General features: G+C 69.2%; 14 protein-coding genes. 12 read left to right on the top strand and 2 right to left on the bottom strand.

Annotated elements, in window-relative coordinates:
• Nucleotides 1-25: 25 nt before the first annotated feature.
• From ACFWUU_RS08455 to ACFWUU_RS08440, 4 genes are all read left to right on the top strand, one after another.
• Nucleotides 26-1,255 (top strand): hypothetical protein, encoded by a 1,230-nt coding sequence (locus ACFWUU_RS08455; RefSeq protein WP_380173830.1) that lies wholly within the window; start codon nt 26-28, stop codon nt 1,253-1,255.
• Between the two features lie 327 nt (nt 1,256-1,582).
• Nucleotides 1,583-1,834: a WhiB family transcriptional regulator gene (locus tag ACFWUU_RS08450; protein ID WP_020389877.1), complete on the top strand. Its 252-nt coding sequence runs from the start codon at nt 1,583-1,585 to the stop codon at nt 1,832-1,834.
• A 170-nt stretch (nt 1,835-2,004) separates the two neighbouring features.
• Entirely contained in the window at nt 2,005-4,920 is a 2,916-nt protein-coding gene (locus tag ACFWUU_RS08445) for a glycosyltransferase (RefSeq protein ID WP_380173828.1), read from the top strand.
• On the top strand, nt 4,917-6,401 hold the full coding sequence (locus tag ACFWUU_RS08440) for a DUF5719 family protein (RefSeq protein ID WP_380173826.1): 1,485 nt from the start codon (nt 4,917-4,919) through the stop codon (nt 6,399-6,401). The genes ACFWUU_RS08445 and ACFWUU_RS08440 overlap by 4 nt, the downstream gene beginning before the upstream one ends.
• 1 nt (nt 6,402) lies before the next feature.
• Here the strand turns inward: ACFWUU_RS08440 and ACFWUU_RS08435 are convergent, their stop codons facing one another.
• Complete coding sequence (locus tag ACFWUU_RS08435; protein ID WP_137252970.1) at nt 6,403-6,786, bottom strand: DUF3499 domain-containing protein; 384 nt, start codon at nt 6,784-6,786, stop codon at nt 6,403-6,405.
• A gap of 31 nt (nt 6,787-6,817) precedes the next feature.
• Here ACFWUU_RS08435 and ACFWUU_RS08430 point away from each other — a divergent pair, with 31 nt between their 5' ends.
• The 8 genes from ACFWUU_RS08430 to ACFWUU_RS08395 all read left to right on the top strand — a co-directional run bounded on the left by ACFWUU_RS08430 (nt 6,818) and on the right by ACFWUU_RS08395 (nt 14,051).
• Nucleotides 6,818-7,264, top strand: a complete 447-nt coding sequence (locus ACFWUU_RS08430) for a metallopeptidase family protein (RefSeq protein WP_233714537.1) — start codon at nt 6,818-6,820, stop codon at nt 7,262-7,264.
• 89 nt (nt 7,265-7,353) lie between these two features.
• Nucleotides 7,354-8,442: a Gfo/Idh/MocA family protein gene (locus ACFWUU_RS08425; RefSeq protein WP_380173824.1), complete on the top strand. Its 1,089-nt coding sequence runs from the start codon at nt 7,354-7,356 to the stop codon at nt 8,440-8,442.
• A complete protein-coding gene (locus tag ACFWUU_RS08420; protein WP_137252972.1) occupies nt 8,435-9,178 on the top strand; it encodes a ThuA domain-containing protein in 744 nt (247 codons plus the stop codon). The genes ACFWUU_RS08425 and ACFWUU_RS08420 overlap by 8 nt, the downstream gene beginning before the upstream one ends.
• A gap of 37 nt (nt 9,179-9,215) precedes the next feature.
• A complete protein-coding gene (locus ACFWUU_RS08415; protein WP_137252973.1) occupies nt 9,216-10,610 on the top strand; it encodes a phosphomannomutase/phosphoglucomutase in 1,395 nt (464 codons plus the stop codon).
• Nucleotides 10,611-10,814, top strand: a complete 204-nt coding sequence (locus ACFWUU_RS08410) for a Trm112 family protein (protein ID WP_137252974.1) — start codon at nt 10,611-10,613, stop codon at nt 10,812-10,814.
• A 9-nt stretch (nt 10,815-10,823) separates the two neighbouring features.
• The gene (locus ACFWUU_RS08405) at nt 10,824-11,900 is read left to right on the top strand and encodes an SIS domain-containing protein (RefSeq protein ID WP_137252975.1); all 1,077 of its coding nucleotides are present in this window, start codon (nt 10,824-10,826) and stop codon (nt 11,898-11,900) included.
• Nucleotides 11,894-13,057, top strand: coding sequence for a mannose-6-phosphate isomerase, class I (manA, locus tag ACFWUU_RS08400; RefSeq protein ID WP_380173822.1), 1,164 nt, complete (start codon nt 11,894-11,896; stop codon nt 13,055-13,057). The genes ACFWUU_RS08405 and manA overlap by 7 nt, the downstream gene beginning before the upstream one ends.
• 34 nt (nt 13,058-13,091) lie before the next feature.
• Nucleotides 13,092-14,051, top strand: a complete 960-nt coding sequence (locus tag ACFWUU_RS08395) for a cation diffusion facilitator family transporter (protein WP_380173820.1) — start codon at nt 13,092-13,094, stop codon at nt 14,049-14,051.
• Here the strand turns inward: ACFWUU_RS08395 and ACFWUU_RS08390 are convergent.
• Nucleotides 14,048-14,407 carry a MerR family transcriptional regulator gene (locus ACFWUU_RS08390; RefSeq protein ID WP_137252978.1) on the bottom strand — a complete coding sequence of 120 codons (360 nt, stop codon included), beginning with the start codon at nt 14,405-14,407 and terminating at the stop codon, nt 14,048-14,050. The two genes, ACFWUU_RS08395 and ACFWUU_RS08390, sit on opposite strands and share 4 nt — an antisense overlap.
• Nucleotides 14,408-14,468 lie beyond the last annotated feature (61 nt).

Here is a 14,468-nt window from a genome sequence, read left to right as displayed (position 1 = left end):
GCCCCCCAACATCCGAGGAGCCCTCGTGGTCACCGACGCAACCAAGAAGCTCAGAGAGCCGGTCGCGTACATCCTGCTCGCATTCGCCGGCCTGCTCGCGCTGGCCTCGCTGATCCGGCTGTTCGTCGGCGGAGCCGGCTTCACGGCCGCCGCAGGCACAGTGCAAGGCGTAGTCACCCCACCCTCGATCTCCGGGCTGGTGATTCTCCTCGTCCTGGTCGGTGCCGTCTGGCTGGTCAACGAAGATGAGCGGACCCCGAACGCGCGTACCGTCGCTCTCGCGGCGCTCGTCATCATCGGCGTCACCGGGCTGATCGGTCTGATCACCGCGTTCGCCGGTTTCAACGAGACCAGCACGGCCGGCATGAAGATCGTCGGCTTCATCTACGCGCTCGGCGGCCTGGCGCTGTACGGCGCTGCCGGTCTCTACATCCTGAAGACCTTCCAGTCGCTGCCCGCGCCGGTGCGGGCGCCGAAGCCGGGTCAGTTCCAGCAGCAGGGCCAGCAGTACGGCCAGACCGCGCCGTACGGTCAGCAGGGCTATCCGCAGCAGGGCCAGCCGGGCTACCCGCAGCAGGGCCAGCAGTACGGCGGCCAGTACGACCAGGGCCAGGGCCAGTACGGCGGATACGCGGCGGCCGGTGCCGCTGGTGGGTACGCCGCGGGCCAGGGCGAGCAGCAGCAGTGGCCGCAGGAGCAGGGCTGGAACCAGGGCGAGCAGCAGGCGTGGTCGGCCGGTGAGGCCGAGGCGCAGCACTCCGCGCAGCACGCGGCCGGTCAGCCGCAGGCCGAGCAGGCCTGGTCCGCCGAGGGCCAGGGCGCCGAGCCGACGCAGGCGTGGAGCTCCGAGGGCCAGCAGCAGTGGGGCGGCCAGGACCAGGCCCAGCAGGGCCAGCAGTGGCCGCAGGAGCAGCAGTGGGGCGGCGCAGAGGCCGGCCAGCAGCAGTGGGCCGGTCAGGATTACGGGCAGGCCCAGCCGGCTCAGCCTGGTCAGCAGGAGTGGGGCCAGCCGGAGCACCCGGTGGCCGAGGAAGGCTCGCACGAGCAGTCCGACGCCCAGCCGCAGGCGTGGCAGCAGGAGCAGGCCTGGCAGGCCGACGAGACCCCGGCCGCCGAGCAGCAGCCGGCCGCGTCGGAGCCCGCGCAGACCGAGCCCGCCGACGAGACCCGGGTCGACCCGCGCGTCGAGCCGGACAAGAACGACCCGAACCAGCAGGGCCAGGGCCAGCAGGGCTGGTGGTCCCAGCCTTCCTGACAGGGAAGGGATCTGGGCGGCAAGCCCTTGCCCAGCTAGTAGGAAAATCCCGGCGCGACGAGGTTTGAGCCCGGGCACACAGCGCGAGAGGCCTGTATCCACAGGCCTCTCGTTCTTTTGCGGCCATGTTGCGGATGATCCCAATAGCAGAGCACGGCTTGACTTTCGTGGATTGCAGGAATGTAATTTCAACCGTGTCGTTCGTTGGACACTCGGTATCGGGGACCGTTGCAGAGCGCAGGACGGACGAGGTCAGGCATGTGGACCGCAAACCCACATGTACAGGGGAACGAACAGGGTCGAGGAGGTCGTACCGTGACAGAGCTGATGGCGATTGTCGACGGTGAGGCGATCGAGGAGGAGCCGAACTGGCAGGAACGGGCGCTGTGCGCCCAGACCGATCCAGAGGCTTTCTTCCCGGAGAAGGGCGGTTCCACCCGCGAAGCCAAGAAGGTGTGCCTCGGCTGCGACGTCCGGGGCGAGTGCCTCGAGTACGCGCTGCAGAACGACGAGCGCTTCGGGATCTGGGGCGGCCTGTCGGAGCGGGAGCGCCGCAAGCTGAAGAAGAAAGCCGTCTGACCGTCGGTAACCAGAGCACAACAACATCAGGACTTCCGCGAGGCCCCGGGCGAACGTCGCCCGGGGCCCGCGGCTTTCCGTGCACTCGATCGGCGGCTGTATGGTGAGTCCTCGCCGGGACCTGCGGGTCACGGTGACCGTCCGCAAGCATCGAGGTGTCACAGCTCCGCATGGAACAAGAAGCTCCGGCCGGCTGGGAATTCTTCGACTCCGTCGACTTCCCGACCGATCACATCGACGACCCGATGGGTCGACCGCGGGTCCGGCATGTCGTCACCGCGGTGGTGGTGGGTCACGAGGGCGCGGCCTGGCTGCCGCGACTGTCCGAGGCGCTGTGGGCGCTGAACCCGCGGCCGGACCGGCTGATCGCGGTCGACACCGGATCCACCGACGAGACCGCTGAACTACTCGCCGCGATGCCCGGCGTCGAGCCGGTCGTCAGCGTCTCGGCCCGCACCGGTTTCGGTATGGCGGTTGCCCGCGGCCTCGAGGCACACGGCTTCGCGCCGATCCCGAGCGCCGTCGGTCCGTACGGCGATGACGGGCACATGCCCGTGGTCGAGTGGCTGTGGCTGTTGCACGACGACTGCGCGCCGGCCCCGAAGGCACTGGAGAAATTGTTGCTTCAGGCCACAATGTCGCCGGCCACCGGCGTCTGGGGCCCGAAGCTGCGACTCTGGCCGCGGGATCGCGAGCTGCTCGAGGTCGGCGTCACCACGTCGCTCGGCGGCCGCCGCGACACCGGCATCGAAGCCGGTGAGCTCGACCAGGGCCAGCACGACCAGCCGCGCAACGTCCTCGCCGTCAGCTCGGCTGGCATGCTCGTTCGCCGCGACGTCTGGGAAGCGCTGCACGGGTTCGACCCGCGGCTGCCGATGTTCCGCGACGACATCGACTTCGGCTGGCGGGCCAGCCGCGCGGGGTACCACGTCGGCGTTGCGCCCGACGCGGTCATCTACCACGCACAGGCCGCTGCGACCGGCGAGCGTGCGCTGGCCGGCACCAGGCGGCACGCGTACCAGCTGGACCGCGCGCACGCCTACTACACCGTTCTCGCGAACGCACCGGGCAAGCTGCTGCCGCTGCTGATCCTGCGGTTCCTGTTCGGCACGGTGCTTCGCTCGATCTGGTTCCTGATCGGCAAGACGCCGTCAGGTGCTGTCGACGAGTGGACTGCGTTGCTGGGCACGCTGCTCGCCGGTGGCTGGACGCAGGCCCGCAAGAGCAGGCGAAATCTCGACCAGGTCCCGTACGACAGCATCAAGAGCCTGTTCTCCCGGTCGGTGCACGCGCTGCGGCACAACCTGGAGGAAACGACCAGCACGATCTCCGAGCGGATCCGTGAAGCCTGGGCGGACGAGCCGGAAGAGCAGGTCGTCACCACTGCACGGCGAGCGAAGTCCACGGCCCGCGTGGCGGTCGACCAGCCACGGTGGCGTCGTCAACTGATTCGCAGGCCGTTCCTTGTCGCCTGGGTCGTGTTGGCGATCGGCGCGTTGATTGCTGCGCGCGATCTGATCGGCGGCGGGTTCCTCAGGTCCAACCTGTTGCTCCCGGCCCACGAGAACATCGCAGCGCTGTGGCATGCCGCAGCTTCCGCTCCGCCCGGCGTGACTCCGCCTGCTTGGCTGGCTCAGCTCTGGGCGTTCTCGACGGTGATGTTCGGTCCGTCCGGTGCGACGAACCTGCTCCTGCTGGGCGCGGTTCCGCTGGCCGGTCTGGCTGCGTGGGCGATGCTGCGGTCGTTCGTCGTCGACCGCGTCGCACGTGCGTGGGGCGCAACGGCGTACGGGCTGGCCGTGTTCACGAACGGCGCTATTTCGCAGGGGCGGCTCGGGACATGTGTGGCGGCGATCGTGCTGCCGCTGCTCGGTGCCGCCGTACACACTGTTGCTCGACGTCGGCGTGTCTACGTTCAGGGCAGCTGGCGGGCCGCGTGGTTCGCCGGTATCTGTCTGGCCGTGCTGTTCGCGTTCACCCCGGCTCTTGGTCTCCTGATTGCGGTCATCCTCGTGCTCGGCGCAGTGTTCGGGCTCGGCTGGTGTCGGCAGGGCCGGCAGCTGGTGTTCTCCGTCGTACTGGGTCTGCTGCTCGTTCTGCCGTGGACGATCGACCTGATCCAGCACCCGTCCAAGCTGGGCCAGGAGGCGGGCGGTCCGCCGACCGCTGCGGTCGGTCCGGGCGACAGCCTGCAGCATCTGCTGACCGGTACGCCGGTTGGTGCGCCGGCGCCGTGGTGGTTCGCCGTACCGCTGATTCTGGTGGCGTTGGTCAGTCTGCTGCGTGAGTCTCGGCAGCGGTACGAGCTGCTCGGTTGGTTTGCCGCACTGGCCGGTCTGGCCGGGACGCTGGTTGCCAGCCGGCTCGGCGGTGGCAGTGGGCCGTTGATGTTCCTGATGACAGCCGGCTGGATCATCGCCGTGACGGTCGCCTGGGACTCGGTCGGCAAGTCCACCGAGATCATTGTGCAAGGTGTGCTCGGCATCGTGTTGCTGACGACCGTCGTGACAGCAGGCTTCTGGCTGGTGCGTGGGACCGACGGTCCGTTGTGGAGCGGGCCTGCTCAGGACCTCCCGGCGTACCTGGTGTCCTCGCAGGATCCGCCGGAAAACCAGTCGATCCTGGTCGTGCGGAAGGCGCCGGCCGGCCAGATGCGGTTCTCGCTGGTCAAGGACGGCGGACCGCGGATGGGTGCGCTGGAGGCGGCGCCTACCGCTGCGCAGACCAAGCCGATCACTGATGTGCTCGCGACCCTCGGTGGTGGCGGCAGTGGTGAGGAAGGCCGGCAGTTGGCGAGCCTTGCGATCGACTACGTGTACCTGCCCGGTCCGGTGGATCCGACGCTGGCGTCCACACTCGACTCGTTGCCCGGCCTGACCAGGGCCAGCGCGAACGACGGTGACGCGTCGTGGCTGGTGGACCGGTCGAAGATCGAGGGAAAGACGCCGTTGAACGACCAGACGCACACGGTCTGGCGCATCCTCGGTCTGATCGGCTGGATCATCGCACTGGTGTTCTGCCTGCCGACAGTTCGCCGGACGGTCGCAGTGCCGCATGGCACGCACGCAAGGAGGGACCCGCGGTGAGCCGGTTGCTGTCCGACCCGCGTCTCCGGCTCGGGGCCGTCATCCTTGCGATGGCGGTGCTGGCCGGGCTCGCCGTGGTCACGCATCCCAAGAAGCCGGACACCAGCCCGGCGGCCGCTGCGACCGAGCCGGCCCGCACAGTCGTGAACCGTACGGCGCTGTCGTGCCCGGTGCTCGCGGCCGGCGGCAAGATGGCCAGCGTGGTGAACGGTGTGTCGCCGACGCTGCCCGAAGGTACGCCGACCGCGGCCGGCAGTGCACAACCCTTGACGATCGCGCCGCTCCCGGCCACGTCCAACCCGGTCGGCTCGATCCTCAGGCGCGGCTTCATCGGTTCGAGCGCTGTGGTGGTCAAGCCGGAGCCGCTGTCGATCCAGGGCGCCGGCCCACTCGCCGCCGGCACGGTCGGCACGAGCACGACGACCTCTGAGGACGGTGTGAACGCCGGTATGGCGAGCGTGCCGTGCCAGCAGCCCGGATCGGACTTCTGGTTCGTCGGTGCGTCCGGTGCGAGTGATCGACGCGACGTACTGGTCCTGACGAACCTGGACAGCGTCAACGCCGAGGTGAACGTCACCGTGTACGCGCGGACCGGTCAGCAGGACCTGCCTGCCGCGCGCGGCATCGTCGTACCTGCCCGCGGCACGTTCCCGTTGTTCCTCAAGCAGATCGCTCCGAACCTTCGCGACATCGCCATGCACGTGGAGTCGACCGGTGGTCGCGTGTCGGCCGCCGTACGCTCCAATGCCTTGACCGGGGACAACGTGCCTGCCGGAGTGGACTGGCTGAACACGTCGGCCGCGCCCGCAACCAAGGTCTTCGTACCTGCGGTCGCGCCCGGTGGCGGACTGCGGATCCTGTCGATCGCGAACCCGTCGGACCTCCAGGCGACCGCCAGCCTGAGCATCAACGGCCCGAACGGGTCGTTCAAGCCGGCTGGTCTGGAGACCGTGCAGGTTGCGGCCGGTTCGGTGAAGACGATCATGCTCGACCCGGTGCTGCACGGTGACCCCAGTGCGATCACCGTGACGTCGGATCAGCCGGTGACCGCGTCGATGCGGATGACGGATGCGGCGCGGACCGAGTTCGCGTCGATCGGGTCGGCCGATGCGCTGACCGGTCCGGCGTACCTCGTGCTGCCGGCGCACAAGCAGCCGGCCGTGCTGCAGGTGACCGCACCGGGGAAGACCGGGAGCGTGAAGTTCGAGCTGCGCGATGTGGCCGGGCGGGCGCTGATGACGCGGGCGCTCGATGTGGTCGGGGGTGCGACGACGCAGGTGTCGCTCCCGGCGCAACCGCGACCGACGTACCTGATGGTGCAGCAGACGCGGGGGACTGTTGTCGCCGGCGTCACGCTGATGCCGGCAGCAAAGCCGGCGAAGGATGACGTGGCGCAGGTGGCTGCGTGGCCGTTGACGACGTCGCTGGTGTTCCGGGCTCAGCTGGGTGCGCAGCCGGACATCAGCGCCGCGCTGCGGTAGGTCAGCCTTCGGAGGTGTTGGCGCCGGGGTCCTGCAGCATTCGCAGGTGGCCTCGGCGGGCTACCTCGACAGGTGCTCCCGGAGTACCCGCACCTGGCTCACGTCGCGGCAACGGACGCGCTGCTTCGCGTACTGCGTTCGCCAGCGCTTCCAGGTCGTCGGACGACGGACCGGCGGCCGCGGGGTCCGGAGCGAGCCGGATTACTTCCCAGCCGTTCGGGGCGGTCAGACGGTCGGCGTGGTCGGCGCACAGGTCGTAGCAGTGCGGCTCGGCGTACGTGGCCAGTGGACCGATGACGCAGGTCGAGTCGGCGTACACGTAGGTGAGCGTCGATACGGCAGGCTTCTGGCACCCGGCGCGCGAACAGATCCTGGCGATGCTCACGACCAGACATTACGCCCACTAGGCTGAGGGTGTGACCGAGGCTCGCCGTCATCGCAGGCACATCGACCGCCACGGACGTGGAATGCTCGGCCCGATCAGCCGGCCGAGCAAGTTCGCGCCGCGCGGTCTGCCGTTGCAGCGGTCCGGCTCGGCCCAGTTCGACGAGGTGGTCGCGATCGAGGTGACCCGGCTGGAGAAGCGGCTGCCGCAGGTGGTCGCGCGGGTCGAGTTCGCGATCGAGGACGTGCCGAACCTGGAGCTCGACGCCACCGAGATCCCGCTCACCCACGCCACCGGCGGGACGTCGCACGAGCCGTACCGGATCGTCGTCTTCCGCCGCCCGATCGAGCTCCGCGCCGAACGCTCCGGCTCCGCCCTGTCCTGGCTGGTCCGCAGCGCCCTCGTCCTCGAACTGGCCGACGTGCTGGCCCTCTCCCCGGAACAGATCGACCCGGACTTCGACGCCGACGACGACTGACACACCCCTCTCCCCACCGTGTTGGAATGTGTTCCGTACTGTGGGAAGGGGTTTGTGTCCGTCGTTGTCATCGGGAGAGGATCGTAGTTGTGAACGATCAAAGACTGCGGGTCGGAGTTGTCGGGCTGGGCTTCGCCGGGCGGACGGCGCTGGAGGCGTTCTCCGAGCTGCCCGATGTCGAGGTGGTCGCGCTGGCGGGCCTCGAGAAGGACATCCTGACCAGCCTGGGCGAGAAGCACGGCGTACCGCATCTCTACGAGAAGTGGGAGGACCTGCTCGAGACCGAGGGCCTGGAAGCGGTCAGCATCGGTACGCCGACGCAGCTGCACGCCCCGATCGCGCTGAAGGCGCTCGAGAAGGGCTTGCACGTCCTGTCCGAGAAGCCGCTGGCGCGGACGGTGGCCGAGGGTACGGCGATGGTCGAAGCCTCGAAGAAGGCCGGCCGGGTGCTGAAGGTCGTGTTCAACCACCGCGAGCGCGGTGACGTCGCGGCGCTGAAGCACCAGATCGACGAGGGCCAGCTCGGCCGGATCTACTACGCGAAGGCGCACTGGATGCGCCGCAACGGCATCCCGGGCATGGGCGGCTGGTTCACCAACCGCGAGCTGTCCGGTGGCGGTCCGCTGATCGACCTCGGCGTCCACATCCTCGACATGGCGCTGCACCTGCTGGGCGAGCCGCAGGTGACGACGGTGTCGGCGAATACGTTCGCCGAGCTCGGTCCGCGCGGCAAGGGCAGCTCGAGCACCCCGGACCGGCCGACCGTCGACACGCTCGGGTCGAAGTTCGAGGTCGAGGACCTGGCGACGGCGTACCTGCGGCTGAAGGGCGGCGGCGCGCTGCAGCTGGAGACCAGCTGGGCGACGTTCCGGGCGCCGGGCGACAACTTCGGGATCGAGCTGTTCGGCACCGAGGGCGGCGCGAAGATCGAGGTACAGAACTACACCACCGTGGACACGCTGCGGATCTTCACCGATGTGGCCGGGGTGCCGGCCGAGGTGAAGCCCGCGACCGGGGCCGGGCTCGGCCACCGGGCGGTGGTGCGGGAGTTCGTCCGGATCGTCAAGAGCGGCGACTGGGACGGTCAGAACGGGTCCGAGGCGCTGCTGCGGACCGAGGTCATCGACGCCTGCTACGCCTCGGCGAAGGCGGGACGAGAGGTTGTGCTGCATGACTGATCCGATTCGCGTCACAGTCTGGGGCGAGAACGTCCACGAAGGCCGGGACGAGTCTGTCCGCAAGGTGTACCCGGACACGATGCACGGGACCATCGCGGCGGCTTTGCGGGCCAAGCTCGGCGAGGACGTCGTCGTACGGACCGCCACGCTGCAGGACCCGGAGCACGGCCTGACCGAGGAGGTGCTCGCGGACACCGACGTACTCACCTGGTGGGGGCACGCCGCCCACGGTGACGTCGACGACGCGATCGTCGAGCGGGTCCAGCAGCACGTGCTGTCCGGCATGGGCCTGATCGCGCTGCACTCCGCCCACTTCAGCAAGATCTTCATCAAGCTGATGGGTACGACGTGCTCGCTCGACTGGCGCGCCGAGAACGACCGCGAGCTGATCTGGACGGTCGCGGCCGGCCATCCGATCGCGCAGGGCATCCCGCACCCGCTGGTGATCGAGCGCGAGGAGATGTACGGCGAGCTGTTCGACATCCCTCAGCCGGACGAGCTGGTCTTCGTCAGCTCGTTCACCGGCGGCGAGGTGTTCCGCTCCGGCTGCTGCTACCGCCGCGGCCAGGGCCGGGTCTTCTACTTCCGCCCCGGCGACCAGGAGTACCCGACGTACCACCAGCCCGAGGTCCAGCAGATCCTCGCCAACGCGGCCAAGTGGGCCGCCCCGGTCGTCCCGCGCCAGCTGCCGACGGTGCACCACCGCAAGGACATCGGCTGGTTCGAGAAGGCCTGAAATACAGGATCGTGCGTGGGCCGGATAGGGTCCACGCATGGTTGACGTTGCGGCGATCTTCAAGGCGTACGACGTGCGTGGGGTCGTCCCGGACCAGTTGGACGAATCAGTGGCCCGGGCGACCGGCGCCGCGTTCGTCGAGGTCCTGGACGTCCTCGCGGGTCCGGGGGCGGTCGTGATCGGGTACGACATGCGACCGTCCAGCCCGGGCCTGGCAGCTGCCTTCGCCGAGGGGGTGACCAGCACCGGAGCGGATGTGATCGACATCGGCCTGGCCTCCACCGACCAGCTGTACTTCGCGTCCGGCCGGCTCGACCTGCCCGGCGCGATGTTCACCGCGAGCCACAACCCGGCGAAGTACAACGGCATCAAGATGTGCCGCCCGGGTGCCGCGCCGGTCGGTGCCGACTCGGGTCTGCGGGATATCGCCGACCTGGTCGCGAAGGCCCTGACCGAAGGCCCGGCAACGAGCTCGGCAACGGGACATGTCACCCACAAGGACCTGCTCACGGCGTACGCCGACCACTTGCACGACCTGGTCGACCTGAACGGCATCCGCCCGCTCACCGTGGTCGTCGACGCGGGTAACGGCATGGGCGGTCACACCGTCCCGGCCGTGTTCGCCAAGGGCCCGGTGACGATCATCCCGATGTACTTCGAGCTCGACGGCAACTTCCCGAACCACGAGGCCAACCCGCTCGACCCGAAGAACCTGGTCGACCTGCAGGCCAAGGTCCGCGAGACCGGCGCCGACCTCGGGCTCGCGTTCGACGGCGACGCCGACCGCTGCTTCGTGGTCGACGAGAAGGGCGACCCGATCTCGCCCAGCGCGATCACCGGCGCGGTCGCCGTACGGGAGCTGGCCAAGCACCCCGGCTCGACGATCCTGCACAACCTGATCACCTCCAAGGCGGTCCCGGAGCTGATCACCGAGCACGGCGGCGTCCCGGTCCGGACCCGGGTCGGGCACTCGAACATCAAGCAGAAGATGGCCGAGACCGACGCGGTGTTCGGCGGCGAGCACTCCGCGCACTACTACTTCCGCGACTTCTGGCGGGCCGACACCGGCATGCTGGCCGCGCTGCACGTGCTGGCCGCGCTGGGTGAGCAGGACAAGCCGGCCAGCGAGCTGTTCGCCGAGTACGAGCGGTACGTCGCGTCCGGCGAGATCAACAACAAGGTCGCGGACGCGGCGGCGACGGTCGCGGCGATCGAAGATACGTATTCTGGCGGCAGCAACATGGACGGCGTGACCGTCGACCATCTGGACGGGTTGACCGTGTCGGCGGGACAGTGGTGGTTCAACGTCCGTGCGTCGAACACGGAACCGTTGCTGCGGCTGAACGTCGAGGCCGCGGACCGGTCCGAGATGGAGCGTGTCCGTGACGAAGTACTGGCCCTGATCACCGGCGCATCGGTGGAGGAGAACTGAATGGCAGTCAATCTGGACCCGGACCTGTTGAGCATCCTGGTCTGCCCGAAGTGCCGGTCGGAGTTCCGCGTGGACGACGAGGCGAACGAGCTGGTCTGCACCAACGCCGGCTGCGCGCTGGCCTACCCGGTGCGTGACGACATCCCGGTGCTGCTGATCGACGAAGCCCGGGACACCAGGGAAACGGCCGCGACAGAGAGCTGACGGAGAGCTATGAGCGTCTTCGACGACACCCGACTGGACGACCCGGCCACCCTCCGGGCGGCCGACCACCTGCTCCGCCGCCTGGCCATGGCCGGTGCTCGCGTCCGCGCCGAGCTGGAAGCGTCCGAGGACGTGCTGTCCAACCTGACGTCGGACGGCTTCCGCCCGCGCGCAGTGGTGGCCGCCGGTCGCGACGCCCGCCTGGTCCGCGCTGTGCTGGAGCCGGTCTGCCCGGTTCCGTTCCTGGCCTGGCCCGGTCCGGGCCTGCCCGGCTGGGCCGGTCCGCTCGACATGGTCGTCGTACTCGGCGGAGCCAACGAGGACGCCGACGCGGTCTCGGCCGCAGCCGAAGCGGTACGGCGTGGCTGCGGCCTGCTGGTGGCTGCGCCGGAGGACTCGCCGGTCGCGATCGCATCGGCCGGCTTGCGGCACGCGATCCGGCTGCCGTCCCAGTCCGACGACCAGCTCGCGTCGGCGGTCGCAGTACTGCAGGCGTTGCACCAGCTGGAGCTCGGTCCGGAGGTGGACCACAAGTCCGTCGCGTCGATGCTGGACGACGTCGCGATCGAGTGCTCGCCGAACAACGACGTAGCCTCCAACCCCGCCAAGGACCTCGCGCTGATCCTTGCGGACGCGCTGCCGCTGGTGTGGGGCGGTTCTGTCCTCGCAGCGCGTGCAGCTCGTCGCGTGGTCGAGGCGCTGCGGCTGGCGAGCGGCCGGCCCGCTCTGGCCGCTGACACCGGTCACCTGCTGCCGGTGCTCAACCAGCCACCGCGGGACCTGTTCGCGGACCCGTTCGACAAGCCTGCGGAGCTGCGGCCCGCGCTGGTCATCCTGGACGACGGCGTGGAGGACGAAGGCGTCGCCGAGCACCACCGCAAGCTCGAGCGGAAGGCCGAGGCACACGACGTCCGCGTGTTCACGGTCCGGCAGGCCAGCGGCACGGACATCGCGCGGTACGCCGCTCTGACCCAGCACGGTCGCTACGCCGCGGCGTACCTCGGGATAGGCCTCGGCCGCTACGGGACGGCGACCGACACCGACCCGGTCGAGCCAGGGATCCCCTCGGAGGACCCGGCGTGGTAGTCCCGCTGCAGAACACGATCCGCGACTACGCCTGGGGCTCGGCGACCGCGCTCCCCGAGCTGCTCGGCGTGGCGCCGGACGGCAACCCGCAGGCCGAGATGTGGATGGGTGCGCACGAGTCCGCGCCGTCCGTGCTGCCCAACGGCGACACGCTGTACGACGTGGTGTCGGACGACCCGGCCGCGGTGCTGGGCGAGGAGACGGCCGAGCGGTTCGAGGGCCGGTTCCCGTTCCTGGCCAAGCTGCTGGCGGCCGGGCAGCCGCTGTCGATCCAGGCACATCCCTCGCGGGACCAGGCCATCGACGGGTACGAGCGGGACGAGGCGGCCGGGATTCCGCGCGACGCCGGAGACCGGAACTACAAGGACGCCTGGCCGAAGCCGGAGATCCTGATCGCGCTGGAGCCGTTCGACGCGCTGGTGGGGTTCCGTCCGCTGGACCGGACGATCGCGCTGCTCGAGGCGCTGGGGCCGGCCGGCTTCGGTGAGCTGACCGACCAGCTGCGGGACGGGAAGCTGCGGGAGGCGTTCACCGATTTCATGAGCGCCGACCGGGATGCGATCCGTCCGCTGGTCGGTGCGCTCGGCGAGGCGGTTGCGCAGTACGACGGGGAAGCCTTCCCGCTGGAGCGGGAGACGCTGTCGAAGTTGTGCGCGGACTTCCCGGACGATCCCGGCGTACTCGCGGCGTTGCTGCTGAACCGGGTCCGCCTGGAGCGGTTCGACGCGGTCTACCTGCCGGCCGGGAATGTGCACGCGTACCTGCACGGCCTCGGTTTCGAGGTGATGGCGAACTCCGACAACGTGTTGCGTGGTGGGCTGACGAGCAAGCACGTCGACGTACCGGAGCTGGTCTCGGTGGTCGACTTCGAGCCGCTAGCGGACCCGGTGCTGACCGCTGACGGCGAGGGTGTCTACGAGACAGGGTGTGAGTACTTCGCTGTCCACCGGGTCGAGCTGGATGGTGGCGAGCAGACCGTCGAGGGTGTCGGGCCGCGGATCATCTGCTGTGTCGCGGGCGCGATCGATGCTGCGGGCAAAGAATCCGTTGTGACCCCGGTGACACTGTCCGCGGGTCAGTCCGCGTTCGCCGCGGGACCCGAAGGACCCTGTATCTTGCGTGGTTCTGGCACGGCGTTCGTCGTGTCGGCCCGCTGATCTCTGCAGTTTTCCTTGGGAGGACCTGAACACCATGGCTGGTGGCGGAAACAAGGCCGTTGTCGCGGCTTTGCTGGCGAACACCGGGATCGCGGTCACCAAGTTCGCCGCCTGGGCCCTGACCCAGTCGGCGTCGATGCTGGCCGAGGCGATCCACTCGCTCGCCGACGCGGGCAACCAGGTGTTGCTGCTGGTCGGCGGCCAACGCGCGAAGCGGGCCGCGGACGAGCTGCACCAGTTCGGGTTCGGCCGGGAGCGGTACGTCTACTCGTTCATCGTGTCGATCGTGCTGTTCAGCGTCGGCGGTCTGTTCGCGCTGTACGAGGGCTACCACAAGGTGCACGATCCGCATGGGATCGACAACTGGAAGTGGGTTCCGGTCGCGGTGCTGGTGCTCGCGATCGCGATGGAGAGCTTCTCGTTCCGGACCGCGATCGTCGAGGCGAACAAGCTCCGTGGGAGCGTTCCCTGGGTCCGTTTCGTCCGCAACGCGCGGGCGCCTGAGCTGCCGGTCATCCTGCTCGAGGACTTCGCCGCGCTCACCGGTCTGGTGCTGGCGCTGATCGGCGTCGTACTGACCCTTGTCACCGGCAACGGTGTGTTCGACGGTCTGGGCTCGATGGCGATCGGCGCGCTGCTGGTCTGCGTGGCGATCTTCCTCGCGATCGAGATGAAGTCGCTGCTGCTCGGTGAGTCCGCGACCCGCGAGTCCCAGGACCGCATCGTCGCCGCGATCGAGAACACGCCCGGCGTCCAGCGGCTGATCCACATCAAGACCCTGCACCTCGGCCCGGAGGAGGTGCTGGTCGCCGCCAAGGTCGGGGTCGAGCCGACCACCGACGCGGCCGTCGTCGCCGAGACCATCGACGCCGCCGAGCGCGCCATCCGCGCGGCCGAGCCGATGAGTCAGCACATCTACCTCGAGCCCGACGTCTTCGACGAGAACCACGTCCCCGACGAACGCCCCGCCGTACCCGAGGCTCCCTCGCACTAGCGCTGCTTGGGTGGGAGCACACCCGACCTACCAAGCCATCTGAGGGCGCGGTCGCGGTCGATCTGGGCCTGGGTCGGGGGTGCGGTGAGGCGGCCGGTGCGGTAGCCGAGGTTGCGGATGTCGGCGGCCACGGACGGCTCGGCGAGGGCCCGGAGCGCGAACGCCAGCGCGGCCGGGGTCACGTCGTACCGGCGTTCGAGGTCGAGCGCGAGTTGTACGGCGGCCAGGTCGCGGTCGTCGTACTGGCGCTGGGCCGTGTGTTCGGACCGGGACCGCGGGAGCAGCCCGAGCGCCTCCCGGTAGCGCAGCATGCGTGGAGTGGTACCCAGCTGGCGAGCGGCCTCGGTGATGCGCATATCTCAATCTTGACATTTCGGTGTCAAAATCGCGCCCGGAGCGATCAAACCGCGTGCCTCG

The sequence above is a fragment of the Kribbella sp. NPDC058693 genome, from assembly GCF_042715335.1.
Taxonomy (GTDB): domain Bacteria; phylum Actinomycetota; class Actinomycetes; order Propionibacteriales; family Kribbellaceae; genus Kribbella; species Kribbella jiaozuonensis.
The sequence above is the reverse complement of the archived record's forward strand: the minus strand, read 5'-3'. Positions and strand labels throughout refer to the sequence as shown.